The organism is Georhizobium profundi (assembly GCF_003952725.1).
Classification (GTDB): Bacteria; Pseudomonadota; Alphaproteobacteria; order Rhizobiales; family Rhizobiaceae; genus Georhizobium; species Georhizobium profundi.
Genome location: NZ_CP032509.1, coordinates 2203839 through 2227360, shown reverse-complemented (window position 1 = coordinate 2227360; position 23522 = coordinate 2203839). Strand labels below are relative to the sequence as shown.

Genomic DNA, 23522 nt, shown 5'->3' with positions numbered 1-23522 from the left:
GGGCGGCTCGAAAGCCGCCCTTGATTTGATTGGGTCAACGATTTCCTGAGTCCTAGCAGGGACCCTGAGCGACGACGCGGAAGCCGGAATTGTCCGCTTCGCAGGCATTGCCGAAGGTCTGGAACTGCGGACCGCGACGGCCGCAGACCGGCGCATATTCGCGGGTGCAGATGCCGGGGCCGCCAGGGCGACCGGGTCCGGGACCACCACCCCAGCCGGGGCCGGGTCCACCAGGGCCACCCGGGCCACCCCAGCCTGGACCAGGCCCGGGTCCACCAGGGAAGCCGGGACGCGGTGGCGGTCCCGGCCGGCGGCATTCGCCATCGGCCACGATCCTGAATCCTTGGGCACGCGCCACGCACTGGTTGGGCAAAGTCTCGAGACGGCCGTTGCGATCGCCGCATACGGGCGCATAGATCTGAGGACAAACCTGCGGTCCGGGCGGCGGCCCCGGAGGACCGGGCGGGTACGGACGTGGGCCGTCCTCTACGACGACGCAGCCCGACAGGATCGACAGAAGAACAAACGAAACACCTACCGATTTTGCGGAAAGAAACGACATACAGAGCCTCCTCGCTCGGCGAAGGCGAAGAGACATCTTCGCTCAGCGAGAAATGCTACCGCTGTCCGGTTGTAGGCGCAACAGACCTCACGCGGCGAGACGGCTGTCGAGCCCATCCATCGCAGCAAACGCCTCGGCGATGACTTCAGGACCTGCCCCACGCTGGCTGGAGCGCTCCGACAGGATTTGCCGGAACCTTCGCGCACCCGGAACACCCTGAAAGAGACCGATCATGTGGCGTGTGACGTGCACCAGCCTGCCGCCTGCCGCCATGTGGCGGGCGGCGTGCTCCATCATTGCATCCCGCACGTCCGCCCAGTCCACCGGCGCCAATTCCTCGCCATAGATTAGCCTGTCAACGTCAGCCAGTTGAGCCGCATTGTGGTAAGCAGCCCTGCCCATCATGACACCATCGACATGGCGCAGATGCTCGGCGGCCTGATTCAAATCCTGAACGCCGCCATTGATCCCGATGAAAACATGCGGGAATTTCTGCTTGAGCCGATAGACGCGGTCGTAGTCGAGCGGCGGGATATCCCGGTTTTCCTTAGGGCTAAGCCCTTGCAGCCATGCCTTGCGGGCATGCACCCAGAGCGCATCTGCGCCAGCGTCCAGAACGGCTGATGCGAGCGAATCCAGCGCTTCTTCCGGATCCTGGTCATCGACGCCGATCCGGCATTTCACCGTTACCGGGATCGACACGGCGCTTCGCATTTCCGCGACACCCTTGGCGACGACTTCGGGCGTTTGCATAAGGCAGGCACCGAAAGTGCCTGACTGGACCCTGTCGGACGGGCAGCCGCAGTTCAGGTTGATCTCGTCATAGCCGAAATCGGCGCCGATCCTGGCCGCTTCGGCAAGCTTGTCGGGGTCCGATCCCCCGATCTGAAGCGCGACGGGATGCTCGACTGGATCGAAGCCGAGAAGCCGGTCCCGGTCTCCATGGATCACGGCATCGGCGACGACCATCTCGGTATAGAGCAGGCTTTGCTTCGTCAGCAGCCGATGGAGAAAGCGACAGTGCCTGTCAGTCCAGTCCATCATAGGTGCGACGGCGAATGTATGCTGGGGGTAGGTCATGGCCTGCCTGGCGGAATTTTGAAGGTTCTGCCGCTCGGTAGCGGCTACTTTGAGGCTGACATATCGGTGATAAGCGCCGCGACGGCAAGTCTGGTGTCAGACGGGAGCGGATGGCTTGATGGTGGCTTCGGCAGCCAGCAGTTCCCCATCCGCCCGCCCCTCGATGCCGGCGGCGTTGGCTTCATCTGTATCGATGTGCATTTCGGTGAAGGCGTTTGGTGAGACGCGAACCAGTGTTCCGGACAGCGTCAGGGCGCGATCACCCTGCCCGACCCGAACATCGACTTCATCGCCATCCTTCAGTCCGAGCCGGGCGGCGTCCTGCGGATTTGTATGGATGTGCCGTGCGGCGATGATGAGCCCGTCACTGTCAATGGCGCCAGCCGGGCCAATGAGCCGAACGACCGGCGTGCCATCGAGCCTGCCACTGTCGCGCACCGGCGGGGCGATGCCGAGCGCGAAGCCGTCTGTTCGCGAAATCTCGATCTGGGTTCTGGCACGCAGTGGACCGAGAATTGCGACATTGTCCAGCCGGCCACGCGGCCCTTCAAGCGCCAGGCGTTCCCTGGCGACCCAATGGCCCTGCTGGCGCAGCTGACCGGCCGGGCTCAGGCTGTAGCCGGTCCCGAACAGAGCATCGACCGCATCCTGATCGAGATGCACGTGGCGCGCGGAAATCGCGACCGGAACCGTCAAGGCGCCGTTGGCTGGCGCTTTCAGTAAGGCGCTGACTTCACGCGCGATCATCAGTTGCTCCGCCGTTTCGGTGACGACAACGCGAACGCGCGAGCCGTATGCCTGGATCTGCGGCACGGCATGATCGGTGAGATCGACATGTCCGTTCCGTTCGGTGTCCAGCATGAGCCCAAGAAAACCGAGACCCTCGCAGATGCGCCGGCGCATTGCGGCGGAGTTCTCGCCAATGCCGCCGGTGAACACCAGCGCATCGAGCCCGCCCATGGCGGCCGCGTAGGCGCCGACATATTTGCGGGCGCGGTAGGCATAGATTTCGATTGCAAGCTGCGCCGCCGCATCGCCCGTTGCGGCCATATCCTCCACGTCCCGCATGTCGGCGGTCCCGGTGAGGCCCTTCAAGCCGCTTTCTTCATAGAGCGCCTTTTCGACGGCTTCTGCGTCGAACCCGAGATTGCGCTGCAGATAGCCGAAGATGCCGGGGTCCACATCGCCCGAACGCGTGCCCATGACGAGCCCTTCGAGCGGCGTCATGCCCATGGAACTGTCGATGCTCTCACCGAGCTGGATCGCGCAGGCGCTCGCACCATTGCCTAGATGAAGACTGATGACACGCAGGTCGCGGAGGTTCTCGCCGAGTGCTTCGGCCGCGCGCAACGCAACGTATTTGTGCGAAGTGCCGTGGAAGCCGAAGCGCCGCAGCCCGGCCTCACGCCATGCGGCCGGCACCGCATAGGTCGTTGCCCTCGGCGGGTTCTTCAGATGGAAGGACGTGTCAAAAACAGCGATCTGCGGCTTGCCCGGCCATGTCGCTCTGGCGTGACGGATCCCTGCGAGGCCGCCGGGATTGTGCAAAGGTGCAAGCGGCGTGAGCGCCTCGATGGCTGCGATGACAGGTTCGTCGATGATCGCCGGAGCGGCAAACCTTTCGCCGCCATGGGCTATGCGGTGGCCAATGGCGTCGATCGCGCCGAAGTCGAAGCGCTGAAGGATAACGGGCACGGCCGCGATGGCAGCCTCGACCCCGGTTGCAGCAACGTCTTCTCGGCTCTCCCGACCATCGACGACAAGCTTCAGTTCCGCCGTGGACCGGCCGAGCCGATCCACCGTCGCCTTGAGGCGATGGCGGATCGTAGCGCCATCCATGTCGAACACACCGAACTTCAGGCTGGAGCTGCCCGCGTTGAAGACGAGAATGCGCAAGATGGATCAACTCCCCGGGGGCGAGCGGCTACATCCGGTTGTCGGACGGCCGCTTTCAGTGGGTCGAGCAGGTGGCGCAGAGGCCGCGCAGCTCCACGGTCGTCTTGCGCGGCTTGAAGGCGCGTTCGCGCATCCATGTCCCAAGTCGCGTTTCGATCTCGGCATCGGAGAACTCCTCCACCTGCCCGCAATTCTCGCAAATCGCGAAACCGATCATGCCGTGGCTCGCGCAATGGGGGTGCGCGCAGGCGATGAAGGAATTGAGGCTTTCGAGCCGGTGGACGAGGCCGAGTTCCTGCAGCTTGTCGAGTGCACGATAGACCTGCAGCGGCGCCCGAAACCCCTCGTCACGAAGCTGGTCGAGGATCGTGTAGGCGCTCAAAGGCCCTTCCGCACTGCTCAGCGCATCGAAGACGAGCTTCTGGTTCTTGGTCAGATCGCTCAGTGGACGTTCGTGAACGTGGCTGGTCATCGACGACCTCCCTCCTGCGGCTGTGGCCCGGATCTGCGAACCACCGGCGCGATCTGGCTGACGAGGAACAGGGCAAGCGCGGCAACCACGATCGACGGTCCCGAAGGCGTATCGAACTGCAACGAACCGAACAAGCCCGAAACGACGGCGACGACGCCGATCAGCGAGGCCATGACGGCCATCATTTCCGGCGTGCTAGAGAAGCGACGGGCCGTGGCTGCGGGGATGATCAGCAGCGAGGTGATGAGCAGGATGCCGACGATCTTCATGGCGATCGCAATCAGGAGCGCCATCAGGAGCATGAAGGCGACGCGCGCGCGTTCCGGATGCATGCCTTCCGCTTCGGCCAGCTCGGCATTGACCGTCGAAGCCAGCAGTGGGCGCCAGAGCCAGGCGACGCCGGCGAGCACCATCGCGCCGCCACCCCAGATGAAAGCGATGTCCGTGCGCGAGACTGCGAGGATGTCGCCGAAGAGGAAGCCCATCAGGTCGATGCGCACCCAGGTCATGAAGGCGACCATGACGAGGCCAAGCGCCAGCGTCGAATGCGACAGGATCCCGAGCAGCGCATCTGTCGAGAGCGACTGGCGTCGCTGCAGGAGAAGCAGCGCAGCCGAAACGAGCGCCGCGACGACGAAGACCCCGACCATCAGGTTGATGTCGAAGAGAAACGCGATGGCGACGCCGAGCAGCGCCGAATGCGCCATGGTGTCCCCGAAATAGGCCATGCGCCGCCATACGATGAAGCAGCCGAGCGGACCGACCGTGATGGCCACCCCGATACCGGCAAGCAGCGCGCGGGTGAAAAAGTCATCGAGCATGGTGATGCCCCTTGTGCCCATCCTCATGCTTATGGGCCGCAACCGGCGCGGCATCGGCATGATGATGATGCTCGCCGGCATGGTCATGGTGATGGCCGTCATCGGGATGGCAATGGTCCGTGACCGAACCATCGGCATGCTTGACCCGGCCGTCGGGCAGATGGGTGTGGTCGTGGTGATGACTGTAGACTGCCAAGGTCGAAGCAGCACGCGCGCCGAACAATTGCAGATATTCCGGGCTCTTCGCAACGATCTCCGGCGCACCGCGGCAGCACACATGGCCGTTGAGGCAGATGACCGTATCGGTTTCCGCCATCACCACATGCAGATCGTGGGAAATCAGCAGAATGCCGCAGCCGGTCCTATCGCGGATCTGCTTGATCAGGTCGTAAAGCTCGATCTCGCCGGAAAAATCGACACCCTGCACCGGCTCGTCGAGAATGAGGAGATCCGGGCGGCGCACCATGGCCCGCGCCATCAGTGCGCGCTGAAACTCGCCGCCCGAGAGATGCTGGACCTCGGCATCGGCCAGGTGAGCAATGCCCACAGCCTCGAGCGCTTGGTCGATTTCGGCGCGAGGCTGGTTTCCGGTCAGCGTCATCAGCCGCCGCACGGACAAGGGCAGCGTCCAGTCGATGGCGAGCTTCTGCGGCACGTAGCCGATGGTCAGATCGGCTTTGCGGGAAACAGTGCCCTCGTCCGCCTTCATCAACCCGATGGCAGTCTTGGCCGTGGTCGACTTGCCGGACCCGTTCGGACCGATCAGCGTGACGATCTCACCGGGCGAAATGGTGAAATCGACGCCGCGCACCAACCAGCGCCCGCCGCGCCGGACCCCGACGCCGCTCATCTCCACAAGGTTTGTCCGCTGCACCATCAACCCTTTCGATGCGCCATTTCGGCGCTTGTCACCGCATATGGCACACGTTATAGCGTTACACAAGAAACGTTATATGATTACAATCGACCCAGAAACTGAGGGACAGGCATGAAATCTTCCGCACTCATCGCATCGTCGGCCGCCGCGTTCATGGCAGCGACTGCCCTGACAGCCTCCCCCGCCTTGGCGCTTGACGGTGTCGTTACGTCGATCAAGCCGATCCACTCGCTGGTCGCAGGCGTCATGGAAGGCGTGGACGAACCGGAACTTCTCGTCAAGGGCGCCGCGTCCCCACACACTTATACTCTGCGCCCATCGGATGCAGCCATGCTCCAGGACGCGCCGCTCGTGTTCTGGGTGGGTCCGGGGCTCGAGCCATTCCTCAATCAGCCGCTCGACACGTTGAGCGCCAATGCGCGCGTGGTGACGCTGGAACAGACTGAAGGCATGACGCGGCTTGAGTTCCGCGAAGGCGGCGCCTTCGAGGCTCATGATCACGGTGACCATGGCGATGGTCATGCCCATGAAGAGCACGCGCACGACGATCACGACCACAGCCATGACGATCATGATCACGGCCATGATGACCACGGCAACAACGAAGACCATCATCACGAGCAGAGCCACGATCACGCCGAGGAAGCAGGCGCTGCGCACGACCATGGCCACGAGGACCACGCGGCTCACGATCATTCCAGCGATGACTATGCCGGACACGATCATTCCGGCACGGATCCGCATTATTGGCTGGATCCCGAAAATGCCAAGCTGATGGTCGGCGCGATCGAGGCCGCTCTGGCCGATGCCGATCCGGACAACGCCGACACCTATCGCAGCAATGCAGAAGCGTTGACGGCACGGATCGACGAGCTGTCGACTGAAATCGCCGCGACCGTCGAACCGGTTGCCGATCGGCCCTTCATCGTCTTTCACGATGCCTACCACTATTTCGAGAACCGGTTCGGTCTCCAGGCTGCAGGCGCGATCACGATCAGCCCGGAAGTGGCGCCGGGTGCGGAACGCATCTCCGAACTGCGCCAGCGGGTCAACGAACTGGATGCCGCCTGCGTTTTTGCCGAGCCGCAATTTGAGCCCCGGATCGTCAATGTCGTGATCGAAGGCACAGATGCGAAGGCGGGCGTGCTGGATCCGGAAGGCGCGGAGATCGCCGACGGGCCTGATCTCTACTTCGAGCTTCTGCGCAACATGGCGACGTCGTTCGCGACATGTCTCGGCGAAGAAAGCTGATCGCTACGCTTGATTGAAACCCCAACGAAGAAACGCCCCGGCAGCGCTGCCGGGGCCATTTTTTCTAATCGCGGTGATCGCAGTCCTGCCAAATATCAGATGATGCCGGCCACGATGGCGACACCGGCAAGCGCCATCACGCCGCCACCGGCGCGCGCTGCAAGCACGCCCTGCGAGCGCGAAAGCTTGCCGATACCAAGACCGGCTGCGATGCCTGCAGCATGGAGCAGAGCTGTCGCAGCCATGAAGCCGAGGCCATAGGCGAGCCCTGCGCTGTCCTGCGGCATTTCGGTGCCGTGCGCATGACCGTGGAAGATGGCGAAGAAGCCGACGAGAGCCATGGCTGCTGCGACCGGCATCTGGCGACCGAACGCGGCGGCTGCACCGATGGCAACGATCGACAGGCCGATGCCGAGTTCGACGAGCGGCAGATCGAACGCGAATGCGCCAAGAACGCCGCCGATCGCCATGGCGCCGACGAAGGCTGCCGGGACGAGCCAGAGCGGCCGTTTCGAACTTGTGCGGTCAGCGACCAAATACGCCAGGAAGCCGACGGCGATCATGGCAAGCAGGTGATCTAGGCCGCCCAGCGGGTGCATGAAACCATAGGCGAAGCTTGCATTGTCATGGCCGCCATGCCCGGGATGGGCAAAGGCCGCCCCGGTCGAAAGCGCGAAGGCTGCAAGTGTGGTCAATATGCGCATATCAAATCCTTTCGGGGCCCTCCGCCCCATCTTTGGGTCGTATCTGCGGCTTTGCCGCGTGGCTGACGGCCGGTCTCCTGGCTCGGGACCAATCCCCTCCGCCTTCCCGATGCAAGAAGCGCACCAGTGGCATGATGGAAGGGCATCGTCCCTGACAGTCGCGGGGGCGGCGCCGGCTTTTCACCGGCTTCCCGTTTCACCTTGAAGATCAAGGCACCGTCGCAACGATTGGTGACAGCGGCCGCGACAAAACACAACCGCTGCCAATGCTCATTTCTTGAGCAAAAGCCGACGCTTCACTTCTTTTTACGGGCAGGCCCTTTGCGCTCTGCCGATGCGGCCCAGAGATTGATGTCGGCCTCACGGGCGTAACTGTCGATTTCGGCCAGTTCAGTGTCGGTGAAATCGAGATTGGCGAGCGCACCGACACAATCTTCCACCTGCGACACGCGGCTGGCGCCGATGAGCGCCGAGGTGACGCGGCCACCGCGCAGAACCCAGGCGATGGCCATTTGTGCCAGCGTCTGGCCGCGCTTCTCGGCGATCTCGTTCAGCGCGCGGATATTGGCGAGGTTCTTGTCGTTGAGGAACTCCGGCATCAGGGACTTGCCTTGGCTGGCACGGCTATCCTCCGGCACGCCCTTCAGATACTTGATCGTGAGCATGCCCTGGGCGAGCGGCGAGAAGACGATCGAGCCGATGCCGAGATCGTCGAGCGCATCGAGAAGGCCGTCATCTTCGACCCAGCGGTTGAGCATCGAATAGCTCGGCTGGTGGATGAGACACGGCGTGCCGAGGTCCTTGAGGATCGCCGCAGCTTCCCGCGTTCGCTGGGCGTTATAGGACGAGATGCCCGCGTAAAGGGCCTTGCCCGAACGCACGATCTGATCGAGCGCCATCATCGTTTCTTCAAGCGGCGTCTCCGGATCGAAGCGGTGCGAATAGAAGATGTCGACATAGTCGAGACCCATCCGCTTCAGGCTCTGGTCGCAGGAGGCAATCACATATTTGCGGCTGCCCCACTCGCCATAGGGCCCCGGCCACATGTCGTAGCCAGCCTTGGACGAGATGATGAGTTGATCGCGGTAGCCGGCAAAATCGGTCCGTAGGATTTCGCCAAAGGCCGTTTCGGCCGATCCGGGCGGCGGGCCGTAATTGTTGGCGAGGTCGAAATGGGTGATGCCGAGATCGAAGGCGCGGCGGCAGATGTCGCGTTTGGTCTGATGGGGTGTGTCGTCGCCGAAATTGTGCCAGAGACCGAGGGAGATCGCGGGGAGCTTCAAGCCGCTGCGGCCGCAACGGTTGTAGCGCATCGTTTCGTAACGGTTTTCAGCCGGCTGCCATGCCATGGCGCAATCTCCCTTCATGCGTTGGAGCGCGAGGGATAGGCGCTCTACCGCCAAAACGGAAGAGGCTTCAGGCCTTGTGCCGCGCGGCCTCGCGGATCAGCGCAGACAGCGTCTCGCCATCGCCGATGGTATTCGCCATCAGGAGAATGAGCCGGGCGTTGAAGCGCTGTGCTTCGTCGTTGGAGAGGGCCCGTTGCGCCGCCATGAGCTCGGCATAGAACCGATCGCCGGCGGGGCCCAGCCGGTCTTGAAGAATGTCGGTCATCGGCCGGCTCCAAGCGCGCGTTGATGTGCAGTGGCAATGTCGTCGGCGCTGGGTGCGACGAACGCTGCCGCGATGTGCTGGTCCGGCCGAACGAGGTAGGTGAAACCCTGACCGAGCCGCCTAAGCGCATGGCCGTCCAGATCGATCAGGCAGTCGTCGCCTGCCGAAGCATCGGCCGCGATCTGGATCATCGGCAAGTCGTGCGACATTGGCCTGTCACGTTCCGTTGTCAGCAGGCAGAATTCGCCGCCGATCTCGTTGAGCAGCCAGGTCGAGCGGTTGCCCTTGAGCAGCGGCGCATCGGGCAGAACAGTGCCCGGCTTGACGGGTGCGCCGGTGTCGCACGGCGTCTGCAGCGACAGCCCTTCCAGCGAACAGGGCAGCGACAGCCGACCGGAATTGACGAGACGCCGGGCAAAGGGCGCGTCGGCCGCAAGCCGAAGGACCTCATCGCGGAAGATGCGCTCCATCGCCGTCTTCGGGGTCATGAAATTGGTCGCGTTGGAGGAATGCCCAATGTTTTCGTCGGCGCCGTGGACACGCTCTTCGTTGTAGCTCTCGATCAACGCCTCCGGAGCCTTGCCCTGGATTACCGCCGCAAGCTTCCAGCCGAGATTGTCGACGTCGTGCATGCCGCCATTGCCGCCGCGCGCTCCGAAGGGCGATACCACATGGGCGCTATCGCCGACGAAGACGACACGGCCATGCACGAACCGATCGAGCCGGCGGCACTGGAACGTGTAGACAGAGACCCAGTCCAATTCGAACGGCCTATCGCCGACGATGGCGCGAATGCGCGGGAGCACCCGTTCCGGTTGTTTCTCTTCGACGGGATCGGCATCCCAGCCAAGTTGCAGGTCGATGCGGTAGATGTTGTCCGGCTGCTTGTGGAGTAGTGCCGATTGCCCCTCGTGAAACGGAGGCTCGAACCAGAAATGCCGCTCAGCCTCGCCGGAGGCAAAAAGCTCGTCCTCCAATCGGATGTCGGCGATGAGGAAGCGCTCTTCGAACAGCCGGCCGCTGAACTCCAGACCCATCATGTCGCGCAGCGCAGACCTGGAGCCATCGCAAGCCATCAGCCAGTCGGCGGTCAGGTCGTAGGCGCCGAAAGGCGTTTCGACCGAAAGACGCGCGCCATCGCCCTGCTGGCGCAGCGCCACAACCTTGTTGCGGAAGCGCAGATCGATCAAATCCGGGAAGTCCCGGCACCGGTCGACGAGATACTGCTCGACGTAATATTGCTGGAGGTTGATGAAGGCCGGCATCTTGTGCCCGGCTTCAGGCAGCAGATCGAAATTGTAGACGTCGCGGTCGCGGTGAAACAACCGGCCGACCTTCCAGGTGACGCCCTTCGCCAGCATGCGATCGGCCACGCCGAGACGATCGAAGATTTCCAGCGACCGCTTAGCCCAGCAGATGGCCCGCGAACCGACCGATACAACGTCGTTGTCGTCAAGCACGACGGAAGCCACGCCCTTCAGCGCGAGATCGATCGCGAGAGCCAGACCGATCGGCCCTGCCCCGACGATGACGACCGGGTACCGCTCGGGCACCGCCCCGGCTGTAAGCTCCGGCGGACAAGTGACTTCGAACGGCGTGTGGGTGAAGCTCGGCATCAGGCTTCCTTGCGGAAATAGCGGGTATGGCCTAAATTATGGCCATAATTCTTGGAGCTCGCCATGAACGTCACCGTTGCGGAAATGAAGGCGAATTTGTCCGAAATCCTGCGCAAGGCAGCCGCCGGCGAAGACATCGTCGTGACGCGGCATGGCAAGCCGTATGTGAAGGTCAGCGCGGAGAAGCCGGTGGAACGTCTGCCGAGGATCGGTGCGTTCAAGGGCCAGTTCAAAATCGCAGAAGATTTCGATGTGCTTGGTCCCGAATGGGACGAGTATATCAAGTGACCGCCTATCTGGCGGATACTCATGTCCTGATCTGGGCGCTTGATGGATCGGATGAGCTTTCCGAACAGCATACGGCGATCCTGAATTCCGACGCGTTGATCTTCGTCAGCATCGCTTCGCTTTGGGAAATCGCGATCAAGACTGCGCTGGGAAAGCTTGAGGCGCCGCCAAGGCTGAACGAAAAGATCGAGAGCGCCGGCTTCTCCATTCTGCCGATCGAGCTGGCGCATATCGAAGCTCTGAAAGACCTGCCGCAGCATCATCGCGATCCCTTCGATCGGCTTCTCATCGCCCAGGCAAAGACGGTTGGCTTGACCATTCTGACGGCTGACAGGCAGCTCAAGCGATATACGGTGGATATCGCTTGAAACCGGGCAACGGTCTTTGTTTCATCTCCGTCAGGCTTGCAGCGCGTTCCACATCGCCTTGTCGCGTTCGGCCGTCCAAATACGCGGCGTGTCGATGCCGCGGGCCTCGTCATAGGCGCGGGCGACGTTGAACGGGAGGCAGTGCTCGTAGATGGCGTAGCTGGCGAATTTCGGATCGCAGTCGGCGCGCACCGCATCCCACGTCTCTTTCAGCGAGCCACCACGTGCGGCGATGCGCTTTGCCGGACGGTAAGTGCTGTCGACGAAATCGCGTGTGTTCTCGATCGCCTCGCCCACGAGCGCCTTTCCAACAAGCGCATCGCCGCGGCCGGGCGCGATCGCGTCGACATCGAAGGCCTTGATGGCGTTGAGCGTGCCGCCCCAGTCACCGAAATGGCCATCCCCGCAGTAGCAGGCCGAGTGATATTCGACGATGTCGCCGGTAAACATCACATTGGCGTCCGGCACATGGGCGACGATGTCGCCGGCGGTGTGCGCACGGCCGAGATGCATGAGATCGACGCGGCGCGTGCCGAGATAGACCGTCATACGGCCCGCGAAAGTCTGCGTCGGCCAGGTGAGGCCCGGGATGCTCTCATGGCCCTGGAATAACCGGGGAAAGCGTTCGAATTCCGAATCCCAGTCTTCCTGGCCGCGCTCGACCACCATCGCGCGCGCCTTGTCCGACATGATGATTTCGGAGGCCGCGTAGGCCGAGGCACCGAGCACCCGCACCGCGTGGTAATGCGTCAGCACCACATGCTTAATCGGCTTGTCGGTGACGGAGCGAACCTTTTCGACGACCATGTTGGCCAGCCGCGGCGTCGCCTGCGCATCGACGATCATGACGCTGTCGTCACCGATGATCACGCCCGTATTGGGATCGCCTTCAGCGGTGAATGCCCAGAGATCCCGGCCCACCTCGGTGAACGAGATCTTCTTGTCAGCCATGTCGCCTTGCGACGCGAACGCTTTTGCCATCGGGATCTATTCCTTCTCGTATTTCTCGACCGTCTGTTCGATCGCTCCGAAGATCGAGTGACCGGTCTTGTCTTTCATTTCGATGCGGACCGTATCGCCGAATTTCATGAACGGCGTCAGCGGCTTGCCGCCGGCAATCGTTTCGATCATGCGGATTTCCGCGATGCAGGAATATCCGACCCCGCCCTCGCCGACCGGCTTGCCTGGCGCACCATCGAGCTTGTTGGAAACGGTACCGGAACCGATGATCGTGCCGGCCGACAAGGGCCGGGTCTTCGCAGCATGGGCGATCAGTTGAGGGAAATCAAAAGTCATGTCCTTGCCGGCATCGGCCCGGCCGAAGGGCTTGCCATTGAGATCGACCGAAAGCGGAAGATGCAGCTTGCCGCCGTCCCACGCGTCGCCCAGATCGTCGGGCGTCACGGCGACGGGAGAAAAGGCGGAGGACGGCTTGGACTGGAAGAAGCCGAAGCCTTTCGCCAGTTCGCCGGGGATAAGGCCGCGCAACGAGACGTCGTTGACGAGCATCACGAGCCTTATCGCCGCGCGGGCTTCATCGATAGATGCCCCCATCGGCACGTCGTCGACGATGACGGCGATCTCGCCTTCCATGTCGATGCCGTAGGCTTCGTCCGCCATGCGGATCGGATCGCGCGGTGGCAGGAAGCTGTCGGATCCTCCCTGGTAAATCAGCGGGTCTTCCCAGAAGCTTGCCGGCATCTCGGCGCCCCGGGCCTTGCGTACCAGTTCGACGTGATTGACGTAGGCCGAACCATCCGCCCACTGGTAGGCGCGCGGCAGCGGCGACTGCGCATCATGCTCGTGGAAACGCATGGTGGGCTGCGACCCGGTCATCATGCCATCGTATACGCGCTTGAGACGGGGGGCGACATGCGCCCAATCGTCGAGCGCGGCCTGCAGCGTGCGCGCAATATGGCCGACCTCCGAACACAGCGTCAGATCCTTCGACACCACGACCAGCCGGCCGTCCCGTGTGCGGTCCTTCAGGGTTGCCAGTTTCATGCGCTCTCTCTCCCGATTTCGGCCTTTGCGGCCGGCAGTGCGATCTCCAGGCCGTCTTGGCCTATGGTGATGCGACCGTCCCACGTCTCGGCGACTGCCGCCAGCCAGTCGGCTTCGGAAAATTCCGGGTCGTCCGCCGGGATGAGATGATGCAGAACGAGGTGACCAACATCGGCCATAGTGGCGATGCGGCCAGCATCCTCCGCCATCGTGTGGCTTGCCATCAGATGCTGCTTCAGCCGATCACCATTGCCGGTACGCGCGACGAGCCGGTCGACGCCAGCCGCCAGCATGGCTTCATGGACAAGGATATCGGCGCCACGGGCGAAGGTGGCAAGCGGGGCAAAGTAGGCTGTGTCGGCCGAAAAGACGATCCGCGTATCGTCGGTCTCGAAGCGCAACGCGAAGCAATCGGTCACCGGCGGATGGTCGACTCTGAGCGCCCTCACGCTCAGCCCATCCTCTTCGAGCACGGCACCCTCGGAAAACTCGATGATGCAGATGAGGTCAGGAAGATCCGGTCGCCCCTCGTCCGCGATCCTGAGCTCGATGTCGAACCGCATGGACGCGAGGAAGCCGGCAAAATAATCGGCAGTACCCGCCGGACCATGGACCGTCACAGGCGTCTTCAGCCCCGCTGTCCAGGCCGTGTGGATGAGCGGGCCGAGTTCCAGAACATGATCGGAGTGCAGATGGGTGATGAAGATCAGATCGAGTTCGGCCAGCCGGACGCCGGCATCGACCAGACCACGCGTGACGCCGAGGCCGCAGTCGATGATGATCCGTCGCCCCCCAATCTCAAGCAGGGATGACGTCGGCCATGGCCCGCTGCCGCCGTGGGGCAACGGGCGGATGGCAGGACCGCCTTTCGTGCCCAGAAGAACGAGGCGCTCCTTCACGAAGAGCGGCCCTCCGGTGTTCCGTCGAAGCGCCGTTCCAGGCCGTTCCAGCAATCCATGTAGTCGTCCTGCAGCGTCTCCAGTTCCGCCGCGTAGCGGGTCAGCTGCTGCGGAAACCGCGTCTCGAACATGAACGCCATGGTGTTTTCGAGCTTCACCGGCTTCAATTCGGCGTTGGAGGCCTTGTCGAAGCCCGGCGCGTCGGGACCATGCGCCAGCATCATGTTGTGCAGGCTCATACCACCCGGCACGAAACCCTTTTCCTTGGCATCGTACTGGCCGGTGATCAGGCCCATGAATTCGCTCATGATGTTGCGATGATACCAAGGCGGACGGAACGTGTTTTCCGCCACCATCCAGCGCGGCGGGAAGATAACGAAATCGACATTCGCCGTACCCGCCTCCTCCGTCGGCGCCGTCAACACCGTGAAGATCGACGGGTCCGGATGATCGAAGAGGATCGCGCCGACGGGCGAGAATGTGCGCAAATCGTATTTGTAGGGCGTGTAGTTGCCGTGCCAGGCGACGACATCGAGCGGCGAATGCCCAATCTCGGTGACATGGAACTGACCGCACCATTTCACGGTCACGCGGCAGGGCGTTTCCTTGTCTTCGTAAGCGGCAACCGGCGTCTTGAAGTCGCGCGGATTGGCGAGGCAGTTGGCACCAATCGGCCCACGATCCGGCAGCGTGAACTTCGCGCCGTAATTCTCACAGATATAGCCGCGGGCAAAGCCGTCCCTGCCCGGCTCGACGATCGAGACTTTCGCCATCATGCCACGCGGCAGCAGCGCGATTTCCTGCGGCTCCACGTCGATGACGCCCATTTCGGTGAAGATGCGGATCGTGCCATCCTGAGGAACGATCAGCATTTCGCCGTCCGCATTGAAGAAATAGTCGTCGACCATGTCCTGGTTGAACACATAGGCATGGGCGGCCATACCCACCTGGCCGATCGCATCCCCGGCCGTGGTCATCGTGCGGATGCCGGCCAGGAAGTTCGTCGGTCCGTCTGGAGCCGGCACGGGATCCCATCGTAACTGGCCGAGCGCCAGCGAATGGTCATCGAGACAAGGCGCACTCTTCCAGAACGGCATGTCGATCCGCGAGAACCGGCCCGTGTGCTTCACGCTCGGGCGGATGCGGTAGAGCCAGGACCGCTCATTGGTGCCGCGTGGTGCCGTGAAGGGAGAGCCTGACAGCTGCTCGGCATAGAGCCCATAGGCTGGCCTCTGGGGTGAGTTGCGGCCCTGGGGCAAAGCGCCGGGCAGCGATTCCGTTTCGAAATCATTGCCGAAACCCGGCATGTAGCGCGGCGACATGGCGGTCTCCTCCCATCCACGTGAAATTCGTTGCGGATGTAACCGTTATATTTTGTAACTATCAAGCCACCGCCGAGCGAGAGAGACGATCGTGACATCGACCTTGAAACTGGAAGAATTCCTGCCCTACCGGCTGGCACGCGCGGCCGAAATCGTCAGCCGCGATTTTGCCGCGCTCTACCGCGAGCGCCACGGTCTGACCCGGCCCGAATGGCGCGTCTTCGCCACCATCGGCCAGTTCGGTACGATCACGGCAACGGCGATCGGTGCGCACTCGTCCATGCACAAGACGAAGGTCAGCCGCGCCGTGTTTTCTCTGGAGAAACGTCGATGGATCAGCCGGACGACAGATGACGCAGATCGACGGGTGGAACGGCTGCAACTGACGCGTGAGGGCGGCCTGCGCTTTCAGGAGCTTTCGAGCATGGCCCGCACTTACGAGTCGAAGCTGCTGTCGGCGATCGGCCCCGAGGCAACGAACCATCTGGTCGAGGCCATGGCTGCACTGGAGCGTTATGCGGGCGACGGTGGCCCCAGCGAGCGTTAGGCCATTCGAATGTGAGACCTCGCTAACCTGCGGTGCGATCGGGAACAGGCGAGGATAGATCGCGTTGGGATGACACAGGGACAATGACTGACGGAGGATAAAGCAATGAAAAAGCTACTTCTCGCATCCACAATGAGCCTCGCGCTGATGACCGGCGCTGCCTTTGCCCAGGACGCAGGCGGCGGCGCTGAAGCCGGTGGCGGCGCGAGTGCTGGCGGCGGTGCCGAGGCTGGAGGTGCCGACGCTGCCGCAGGTGCGGATGCCGGTGCTGGAACTGACACCGACGCTGGTGCCGGCACGGACACCGGGGTCGACGCTGGCGCTGACGCCGATGTCGATGCGGGCGTTGACGCGGGCACGGCGACTGGCACAGACGCCGAAATCGATGGAGAGCTCGATACAGATACGGAAGTCGACGTCGACACGGGCGTCGAGACCGAAGGCGTCTTCGGGAATCTGGGCTCCTCGGCTGATGATTTCTTCACCGACTCAACGCGCACCGAGGCCGTTGCACCCGATCAGATCATGGCGGCCTTTTCTTCACTGACACCTGAAGAGCAGCAACTGGTGCTCGCGCAATGTGCCGACGCCGTTACCGTAACCGGTGCCTTGGTCGAAATCTGCGAAGTGGTCGTGACGCAGTAAGGCACCCTCAAACTTTGGAGGCTGCCGCAACCAGCGGCAGCCTTTTTTGTCGGCCAAGCCGGCCAGGTCCTCCCGGTACTTCAATCCCAAATTTTTCACGGAGACGACGATGAAGAAGCTTTTGTGCGCGACCTTCCTTGCGGCCACGATTTCCCCTTTTGCCATGGCCCCGGCCGCCATGGCGCAGGATGCAGCGGGCATGCCTGAAGAAACGGGCGATCTGATCACTGCCACCGCCACGCTCGAAGGCGACGGCATCGAAGGCACCGTGACTTTGACGGAAACGCCAACGGGCATCGTCATCATCGAGATCGAAGCCAGTGGGCTCGAACCCGGCCCGCACGGCGTGCATCTTCACGAGACCGGCACATGCGATGCCGAAGGTGGCCATGAGGCCGCCGGCGGCCATGTTTCGGGCGATGGTGAGCATGGTGTACTGAACCCCAATGGTCCGCATCCGGGCGATCTGCCGAACGTGCATGTCCAGGAAGACGGCATCGCGCATGCCGAGTTCTTCGTCTCAGATATCGCCCTTTCAGGAGACGCCGGCACGGTCATCCTGGATGACGATGGCGCAGCCTTCATCATCCATGCCGGCGCTGACGACTACATGACCGATCCGGCAGGCGACAGCGGCGACCGCATTGCCTGCGGCGTCATCGAAGCCGCGAACTGATCGTGCTTCGATAGCTTAAACGGTCAGGTGCCGGCGGACGTCTTGACGATCGAGATCCTCCGCCGGCCCCTGATGAACCACCTCGCCGCGATCCATGATGTAGACCTCGTCTGCAAGCTCCCGACAGAAATCCAAATACTGCTCGACAAGGACGATCGCGAGGCCCGCGCTATCGCGCAGATAGCGGATCGCCCGCCCGATATCCTTGATGATCGAAGGCTGAATACCTTCTGTCGGCTCATCCAGAACCAAAAGCTTTGGTCGGGTGACGAGTGCGCGACCAATCGCCAGCTGTTGCTGCTGGCCACCCGACAAATCCCCGCCGCGCCGACCGAGCATATCGTTCAGCACCGGAAACAGTTCGAACACATGATCGGGGATCGTCTTGTGGTCGCGCTTCAGGGGCGCAAATCCGGTCTCCAGGTTTTCCCGAACGGTCAGCAGCGGAAAAATCTCCCTGCCCTGCGGCACGAACGCAATGCCGGAACGGGCGCGATCATAGGCGGCGCGCCGGCCGAATTCGCGGCCTTCGAAGCGCACGATGCCCGAACTTAAGGGGTGATGGCCGACGATCGCGCGCATCAGGCTGGTCTTGCCGACGCCGTTTCGGCCAAGCACACAGGTGATCTTCGCGGGCTCCGCTTTCATGGACACGCCGCGCAACGCTTGAGCCGCGCCGTAGTGAAGGTTCGCGTCTTCCACCTCAAGCATCGCGGTCGTCCTCTTTCGCCGCAGACTTCGGCTGCCAAGCCCACACGATGTGCGGCACGGGCACCAGCCCGCTCAGGCGCAACTCCATATGCGCCGGCTTCGCCGTGGGCAGAGGCTGCATGAGCACCCGCAATCCGTGCCAAAATCCCATCACTTCCTCCTAACGCCCAAGATAGACTTCGATGACGCGTGGATCCTTGCTGACATGATCGAGCGATCCTTCAGACAACACCGATCCTTCGTGCAAGCAGCTGACCTTGACGCCAAGTTCGCGCACGAAGTGCATGTCGTGCTCGACGACGATGACGGAATGGTCCTGCGCGATCTCCTTCAGGAGCCGCGCCGTCTCTTCCGTCTCGGCATCGGTCATGCCCGCCACCGGCTCGTCGACCAGCAGCAGCTTGGGGTTCTGCGCGAGAAGCATGCCGATCTCGAGCCATTGCTTCTGGCCATGGCTTAGATTGGCGGCCAGATCGCTGCGGCGGGCGGACAGTCGCGTCGTCTCGAGGATCTCCGAGATCTTGGCAGCGTCGTCGCGGTTCAGCCGATAGAACAGCTGGCCGAGAACACCGCGGCTGCCCTGCAGCGCCATGAGCAGATTGTCCTCGACTGTGTGGCTTTCGAAGACCGTCGGCTTCTGGAATTTGCGGCCTATGCCGAAAGTCGCGATCGCGGGCTCGTCATGCTGAGTGAGGTCGATCGTGCCATCGAAGAAGACCTCGCCGCTGTCGGGGCGTGTCTTGCCGGTGATAATGTCCATCATCGTTGTCTTGCCGGCGCCGTTTGGGCCGATGATCGCCCGCATCTCCCCACGCTCCAAGTACAGCGAGAGATTGTTGATGGCGCGGAAACCATCGAAGGAGACCGAAACGCCGTTGAGATAAAGCAGCGGCCGGTCTTCCGCGCGATCCGGGGATGCCTGAACATTCATGGCTGTCACTCCGCCGGTGTCGGTTTGGCCGCGTCAGCGGTGGACTCGGGAGGCAGGCGTCGCCGATCGACGCGCGCCATCAGGCCCGTGGCGATGCCGAGGATGCCCTTGGGCAGGAAGATGGTAACGAAGACGAAGAGCGCACCCAGTGCGAACAGCCAGAGGTCGGGATATGCGATCGTGAAATAGGACTTTGTGACGTTGACCAGGATCGCTCCGATGATCGGCCCGATCAGCGTGCCACGCCCGCCAAGAGCGGTCCAGACCACCACTTCGATGGAGTTTGCAGGCGCGAATTCACCGGGATTGATGATCCCCACCTGCGGCACGTAAAGCGCCCCCGCAATTCCGGCGATGACTGCAGAAACGACGAAGGCGAAGAGCTTCACATATTCCGGACGGTAGCCGAGGAAGCGTGTGCGGCTTTCCGCATCGCGCACCGCGATCATCAGCTTGCCGAGCTTGGAATTGACGATCGCCGAGCACACGACGAAGGCGATGGCCAGCATGATTGCCGTGGCGGCAAAGAGCGACGCCCGCGTTTCCGGCGCCCGGATCGAGAAGCCGAGGATTTCGCGGAAGTCCGTCAGGCCGTTATTGCCGCCAAACCCCATGTCGTTGCGGAAGAAGGCGAGCAGAAGCGCGTAGGTCATCGCCTGGGTGATGATCGACAAATAGACGCCTGTGACGCGGCTTCGGAAGGCGAACCAGCCGAAGACGAAAGCGAGAAGACCGGGAACGACCATGACCATCAGCATGGCGAACCAGAACATGTCGAAGCCCCACCAGTACCAGGGCAGCTCCGTCCAGTTGAGAAACACCATGAAGTCGGGCAGCTCGGCATTGCCGTAAACGCCGCGGTTGCCGATCTGGCGCATCAAATACATGCCCATGGCATAGCCGCCGAGCGCGAAGAAAGCGCCATGGCCGAGCGACAGGATCCCGCAATAGCCCCAGACGAGATCGAGCGCGAGAGCGAGCATCGCGTAGCATAGATATTTGCCCATGAGCGCGACGAGATAGTTCGGCACATAAAGCGGATGATCAGGCGAGAGCAGCAGGTTCGAGGCCGGGACGAAGATCGCGACCGCGACGAGAATCGAAACGACGAGCCAAGCCTTGCCATCGAGACCGCGCAGAAGGGCGTGCGTGATCATGCTTCCACCGCCCTGCCCTTGAGCGCGAACAGGCCGCGGGGACGTTTCTGGATGAAGAGGATGATGGCGACGAGCACCAGTACCTTGGCCAGAACCGCACCGGTATAGGGCTCGAGGAATTTGTTGAAGACACCGAGCGTCATGGCGCCGACCAGCGTGCCCCAGAGATTGCCGACCCCGCCGAAGACGACGACCATGAAGCTGTCGATGATGTAGGTCTGGCCGAGATTGGGCGACACGTTGGAGATCTGCGACAGCGCCACACCCGCAAGGCCGGCGATGCCGGAGCCGAGGCCGAAGGTCATTGCATCGACGAACGGCGTGCGGATGCCCATCGAGGAGGCCATGCGACGGTTTTGGGTGACGGCGCGCATCTGCAGGCCGAGCGCGGTCTTCTTCATAACAAAAAGAAGCACCGCGAAGACGACGAGCGAGAAGACGATGATCCAAAGCCGGTTGTTGGTGATGGAAAGCCCGCCGAACTGGAATGCGCCGGACATCCAGGAAGGGTTGCCGACCTCGCGGTTGGACGCGCCGAAGATGGTGCGGATCGACTGCTGCAGAATGAGCGAAATGCCCCAGGTGGCGAGCAGCGTTTCCAGCGGCCGGCCATAGAGGAAACGGATCACCCCACGCTCGATGGCGATGCCGACGATGCCGGTGACAAGGAAGGCCAGAGGCAGGGCGATCGCGAGAGACCAGTCGAACAGCTCGGGATAAGATGTACGGATCACCTGCTGAACGACGAATGTCGTATAGGCGCCGAGCATCACCATCTCGCCATGCGCCATGTTGATGACGCCCATGACGCCGAAGGTGATGGCAAGGCCGATGGCCGCAAGCAGCAGCACCGAGCCGAGCGAGAGCCCGTACCAGATGTTCTGGGCGACGTTCCAAAGCGCGAGATTGCGCTCGATCGCAGCGATGCCGGCCTGGATGGTCGGCTGCAGTTCCTCAGATGCCGTCGACAGCGCTCCCTGCAGGATGCCGATCGACTGGCTCCCTCCGCGCGCGACGATCGTGGCCACCGCAGCCTCGAACTCCTCAAGCGACGCGTCGCTGCGCAAGATGGCAACGGCGCGCACCTCTTCCATCACCGCGCGTACGGCATCGTCATCTTCTGCGGCCAGAGCCGCATCCAGCGTTTCGATGCTGTCGGCATTGGCGGACGCATACATGTCGCGCGCAGCGGCGATCCGGCGCGCCGGGTTGGGGCTCATCAGGGTGAGCTGACTGACGGCCGTTCGCACTTCGCGGCGGATGAGATTGTTGACGCGGATCTGCTCGACCGCCGAGGATGCAAGTGCTCCGATCTCTTCACCCGTCGCGACGTCGGTCGCGATTACGCCGTCGCCATCGGCTCTCGTAATTACGATCTGCCCCGTCTCGGTGACAACGAACAGGCGACCGGCTTCCAGTTCGCGCAAGATAGGCACCAGTGCCACCTCGCCGGTGTCCGCGAGTGCTCCGATCACCTCACCCCGCTCGCGAAAGCTGCCCTCGGGCAATTGGCGCAGGAGATCGATGGCAGGGCTGCCGGGCGGAATGGATTCCTCCTGCGCGAATGCCGCGATCAACGACATCAACAGGAAGGCAAATCCGGCGACGCAACGTGCGATGGCACGGTCGACTGTCATGGAGCAACTTTCAACAAGAAACGGGAGGACGGCGTGTCTCGATCAGAAGGCACGGGAGGCGACTTGAAGCCGCCTCCCGTCCATTTGCGGACCTGACGGGAAGGGTGTCAGGAACCGCTGCCGCATGTTTGGGTTTCGGTGTTGAAGTTGCCGCACATGACCGGCTCCGTCCAATCCGCTTCGAGAACAGCCGATTCCGGCAGGAAGTCGGACCAGGCATCGCCTTCCACCAGATCTTCGGTTTCCCAGACGACGTCGAACTGACCGTCGGCCTGGATCTCACCGATGAGCACCGGCTTGGTGATGTGGTGGTTCGGCAGCATGACGGCCGTGCCGCCGGTCAGGTTCGGCACTTCCACGCCGACGATGTTCTCGATGACGGCATCCGGCTCGGTCGAACCCGCCTTTTCAACGGCGGCAACCCACATGTTGAAGCCGATATAGTGGGCTTCCATCGGGTCGTTGGTCACGCGCTCTTCGTCGCCGATGAAGGCATGCCAGGCTTCGATGAACTCGGCATTCTCAGGCGTGTCGACCGACATGAAGTAGTTCCAGGCGGCAAGGTGGCCGACCAGCGGAGCGGTATCGAGGCCAGCCAGCTCTTCTTCACCGACCGAGAAGGCGACGACCGGGATGTCGACCGCGTCGATGCCTTGGTTGCCGAGCTCGCGGTAGAACGGGACGTTCGCATCGCCGTTGATGGTCGAGACGACTGCCGTCGGCTTGCCGGACGAGCCGAACGTCTTGATGTCGGACACGATCGTCTGCCAGTCGGAATGACCGAACGGCGTGTAGTTGATCATGATGTCTTCATCGGCAACGCCGGCATCCTTGAGGTACTGCTCGAGGATCTTGTTCGTCGTCTGCGGGTAGACGTAGTCGGTACCGGCGAGCACCCAACGCTCCACGCCGACTTCGTTCATGAGGTAGTCCACTGCCGGAATGGCTTGCTGGTTCGGCGATGCGCCGGTGTAGAAGACGTTGCGTTGGCTTTCTTCGCCCTCGTACTGGACAGGGTAGAACATCAGCGAGTTCAGCTCTTCGAAGACCGGCAGAACCGACTTGCGGCAGACCGACGTCCAGCAGCCGAAGACGGCATCGACTTCTTCGACTTCGATCAGTTCGCGCGCCTTTTCGGCAGCCAAAGGCCAGTCCGACGCGATGTCGACGACGACCGGTTCGAGCTGACGACCGAGAAGTCCGCCCTTCTCGTTCTGCTGCTCGATGAGCATCAGCATGACGTCCTTGAGCGTCGTCTCCGAAATCGCCATCGTGCCGGAGAGCGAGTGGAGAATGCCGACCTTGATCGGGCCTTCCTCCTGCGCAAAGGCACCCGTCCAAGCCGTCGACGCAGCAAGCGCCGCGGCGGCAGTCATCATGACCCATTTCTTATTGGTAGCGGCCATCCGTTTTCCCTCCAACGGTTTCATATGCACCGCAACAA

The 23522-nt window shown here is 62.5% G+C and carries 26 protein-coding genes and 1 riboswitch; of the genes, 6 read left to right on the top strand and 20 right to left on the bottom strand.

Features of this window, described 5'->3' with window-relative positions; translation table 11 throughout:
* Positions 1-52: 52 nt before the first annotated feature.
* The 6 genes from D5400_RS10535 to D5400_RS10510 all read right to left on the bottom strand — a co-directional run bounded on the left by D5400_RS10535 (position 53) and on the right by D5400_RS10510 (position 5708).
* A complete protein-coding gene (locus D5400_RS10535) occupies positions 53-562 on the bottom strand; it encodes a Kazal-type serine protease inhibitor domain-containing protein (protein ID WP_126009979.1) in 510 nt (169 codons plus the stop codon).
* Between the two features lie 87 nt (positions 563-649).
* Positions 650-1642, bottom strand: coding sequence for a tRNA dihydrouridine(20/20a) synthase DusA (gene dusA, locus D5400_RS10530; RefSeq protein ID WP_126009978.1), 993 nt, complete (start codon positions 1640-1642; stop codon positions 650-652).
* Positions 1643-1738: 96 nt separating this feature from the next.
* Positions 1739-3538, bottom strand: coding sequence for an acetate/propionate family kinase (locus D5400_RS10525; RefSeq protein ID WP_126009977.1), 1800 nt, complete (start codon positions 3536-3538; stop codon positions 1739-1741).
* A 55-nt stretch (positions 3539-3593) separates the two neighbouring features.
* Entirely contained in the window at positions 3594-4010 is a 417-nt protein-coding gene (locus D5400_RS10520) for a Fur family transcriptional regulator (RefSeq protein ID WP_126009976.1), read from the bottom strand.
* The gene (locus tag D5400_RS10515) at positions 4007-4831 is read right to left on the bottom strand and encodes a metal ABC transporter permease (RefSeq protein ID WP_126009975.1); all 825 of its coding nucleotides are present in this window, start codon (positions 4829-4831) and stop codon (positions 4007-4009) included. Before D5400_RS10515 ends, D5400_RS10520 begins: the two co-directional genes overlap by 4 nt.
* The gene (locus tag D5400_RS10510) at positions 4821-5708 is read right to left on the bottom strand and encodes an ATP-binding cassette domain-containing protein (RefSeq protein ID WP_126009974.1); all 888 of its coding nucleotides are present in this window, start codon (positions 5706-5708) and stop codon (positions 4821-4823) included. Before D5400_RS10510 ends, D5400_RS10515 begins: the two co-directional genes overlap by 11 nt.
* Positions 5709-5819: 111 nt before the next feature.
* Between D5400_RS10510 and D5400_RS10505 the strand changes: the two genes are divergently transcribed.
* Positions 5820-6959 carry a zinc ABC transporter substrate-binding protein gene (locus D5400_RS10505; protein WP_126009973.1) on the top strand — a complete coding sequence of 380 codons (1140 nt, stop codon included), beginning with the start codon at positions 5820-5822 and terminating at the stop codon, positions 6957-6959.
* Positions 6960-7054: 95 nt separating this feature from the next.
* On the opposite strand, the gene D5400_RS10500 is transcribed toward D5400_RS10505, so the two are convergent.
* The 4 genes from D5400_RS10500 to D5400_RS10485 form a co-directional block, all read right to left on the bottom strand.
* Positions 7055-7663 (bottom strand): HupE/UreJ family protein, encoded by a 609-nt coding sequence (locus tag D5400_RS10500; RefSeq protein ID WP_126009972.1) that lies wholly within the window; start codon positions 7661-7663, stop codon positions 7055-7057.
* 49 nt (positions 7664-7712) lie between these two features.
* Positions 7713-7899: riboswitch (cobalamin riboswitch) on the bottom strand.
* Positions 7900-7959: 60 nt separating this feature from the next.
* Positions 7960-9012: an L-glyceraldehyde 3-phosphate reductase gene (mgrA, locus tag D5400_RS10495; protein ID WP_126009971.1), complete on the bottom strand. Its 1053-nt coding sequence runs from the start codon at positions 9010-9012 to the stop codon at positions 7960-7962.
* Positions 9013-9079: 67 nt separating this feature from the next.
* The gene (locus D5400_RS10490) at positions 9080-9277 is read right to left on the bottom strand and encodes a DUF2783 domain-containing protein (RefSeq protein WP_126009970.1); all 198 of its coding nucleotides are present in this window, start codon (positions 9275-9277) and stop codon (positions 9080-9082) included.
* A complete protein-coding gene (locus D5400_RS10485; protein WP_126009969.1) occupies positions 9274-10893 on the bottom strand; it encodes an FAD-dependent oxidoreductase in 1620 nt (539 codons plus the stop codon). The genes D5400_RS10490 and D5400_RS10485 overlap by 4 nt, the downstream gene beginning before the upstream one ends.
* A gap of 63 nt (positions 10894-10956) precedes the next feature.
* On the opposite strand from D5400_RS10485, the gene D5400_RS10480 reads away from it, so the two are divergent.
* Together D5400_RS10480 and D5400_RS10475 are read left to right on the top strand one after the other, a co-directional pair.
* Entirely contained in the window at positions 10957-11181 is a 225-nt protein-coding gene (locus D5400_RS10480) for a type II toxin-antitoxin system Phd/YefM family antitoxin (RefSeq protein ID WP_126009968.1), read from the top strand.
* Positions 11178-11549 carry a type II toxin-antitoxin system VapC family toxin gene (locus tag D5400_RS10475; RefSeq protein ID WP_245451260.1) on the top strand — a complete coding sequence of 124 codons (372 nt, stop codon included), beginning with the start codon at positions 11178-11180 and terminating at the stop codon, positions 11547-11549. Before D5400_RS10480 ends, D5400_RS10475 begins: the two co-directional genes overlap by 4 nt.
* A 30-nt stretch (positions 11550-11579) precedes the next feature.
* On the opposite strand, the gene D5400_RS10470 is transcribed toward D5400_RS10475, so the two are convergent.
* The 4 genes from D5400_RS10470 to hmgA are packed head-to-tail and all read right to left on the bottom strand — an operon-like array spanning position 11580 to position 15774.
* Positions 11580-12530 carry an MBL fold metallo-hydrolase gene (locus tag D5400_RS10470; RefSeq protein ID WP_126009966.1) on the bottom strand — a complete coding sequence of 317 codons (951 nt, stop codon included), beginning with the start codon at positions 12528-12530 and terminating at the stop codon, positions 11580-11582.
* 6 nt (positions 12531-12536) lie between these two features.
* The gene (locus D5400_RS10465) at positions 12537-13553 is read right to left on the bottom strand and encodes a fumarylacetoacetate hydrolase family protein (protein ID WP_126009965.1); all 1017 of its coding nucleotides are present in this window, start codon (positions 13551-13553) and stop codon (positions 12537-12539) included.
* Positions 13550-14452, bottom strand: coding sequence for an MBL fold metallo-hydrolase (locus D5400_RS10460; protein WP_126009964.1), 903 nt, complete (start codon positions 14450-14452; stop codon positions 13550-13552). The genes D5400_RS10465 and D5400_RS10460 overlap by 4 nt, the downstream gene beginning before the upstream one ends.
* Positions 14449-15774 (bottom strand): homogentisate 1,2-dioxygenase, encoded by a 1326-nt coding sequence (gene hmgA / locus D5400_RS10455; RefSeq protein ID WP_126009963.1) that lies wholly within the window; start codon positions 15772-15774, stop codon positions 14449-14451. The genes D5400_RS10460 and hmgA overlap by 4 nt, the downstream gene beginning before the upstream one ends.
* 91 nt (positions 15775-15865) lie before the next feature.
* Here hmgA and D5400_RS10450 point away from each other — a divergent pair, with 91 nt between their 5' ends.
* The 3 genes from D5400_RS10450 to D5400_RS10440 all read left to right on the top strand — a co-directional run bounded on the left by D5400_RS10450 (position 15866) and on the right by D5400_RS10440 (position 17642).
* Positions 15866-16321: a MarR family winged helix-turn-helix transcriptional regulator gene (locus tag D5400_RS10450; protein WP_245451259.1), complete on the top strand. Its 456-nt coding sequence runs from the start codon at positions 15866-15868 to the stop codon at positions 16319-16321.
* A 105-nt stretch (positions 16322-16426) separates the two neighbouring features.
* Positions 16427-16966: a hypothetical protein gene (locus D5400_RS10445; protein ID WP_126009961.1), complete on the top strand. Its 540-nt coding sequence runs from the start codon at positions 16427-16429 to the stop codon at positions 16964-16966.
* A 109-nt stretch (positions 16967-17075) separates the two neighbouring features.
* Positions 17076-17642 carry a superoxide dismutase family protein gene (locus D5400_RS10440; protein WP_205665457.1) on the top strand — a complete coding sequence of 189 codons (567 nt, stop codon included), beginning with the start codon at positions 17076-17078 and terminating at the stop codon, positions 17640-17642.
* A gap of 15 nt (positions 17643-17657) precedes the next feature.
* Here D5400_RS10440 and urtE read toward each other — a convergent pair whose 3' ends face one another.
* From urtE to urtA, 6 genes are all read right to left on the bottom strand, one after another.
* The gene (gene urtE / locus D5400_RS10435) at positions 17658-18353 is read right to left on the bottom strand and encodes an urea ABC transporter ATP-binding subunit UrtE (protein WP_126009960.1); all 696 of its coding nucleotides are present in this window, start codon (positions 18351-18353) and stop codon (positions 17658-17660) included.
* Positions 18346-18504: a hypothetical protein gene (locus D5400_RS21140; RefSeq protein ID WP_164527855.1), complete on the bottom strand. Its 159-nt coding sequence runs from the start codon at positions 18502-18504 to the stop codon at positions 18346-18348. Before D5400_RS21140 ends, urtE begins: the two co-directional genes overlap by 8 nt.
* A 9-nt stretch (positions 18505-18513) precedes the next feature.
* On the bottom strand, positions 18514-19284 hold the full coding sequence (gene urtD / locus D5400_RS10430) for an urea ABC transporter ATP-binding protein UrtD (protein ID WP_126009959.1): 771 nt from the start codon (positions 19282-19284) through the stop codon (positions 18514-18516).
* 5 nt (positions 19285-19289) lie between these two features.
* A complete protein-coding gene (urtC, locus tag D5400_RS10425; protein WP_126009958.1) occupies positions 19290-20441 on the bottom strand; it encodes an urea ABC transporter permease subunit UrtC in 1152 nt (383 codons plus the stop codon).
* The gene (urtB, locus tag D5400_RS10420) at positions 20438-22078 is read right to left on the bottom strand and encodes an urea ABC transporter permease subunit UrtB (protein ID WP_164527854.1); all 1641 of its coding nucleotides are present in this window, start codon (positions 22076-22078) and stop codon (positions 20438-20440) included. The genes urtC and urtB overlap by 4 nt, the downstream gene beginning before the upstream one ends.
* A 107-nt stretch (positions 22079-22185) precedes the next feature.
* Positions 22186-23454, bottom strand: a complete 1269-nt coding sequence (gene urtA, locus D5400_RS10415) for an urea ABC transporter substrate-binding protein (RefSeq protein WP_425364924.1) — start codon at positions 23452-23454, stop codon at positions 22186-22188.
* Positions 23455-23522: the final 68 nt, after the last annotated feature.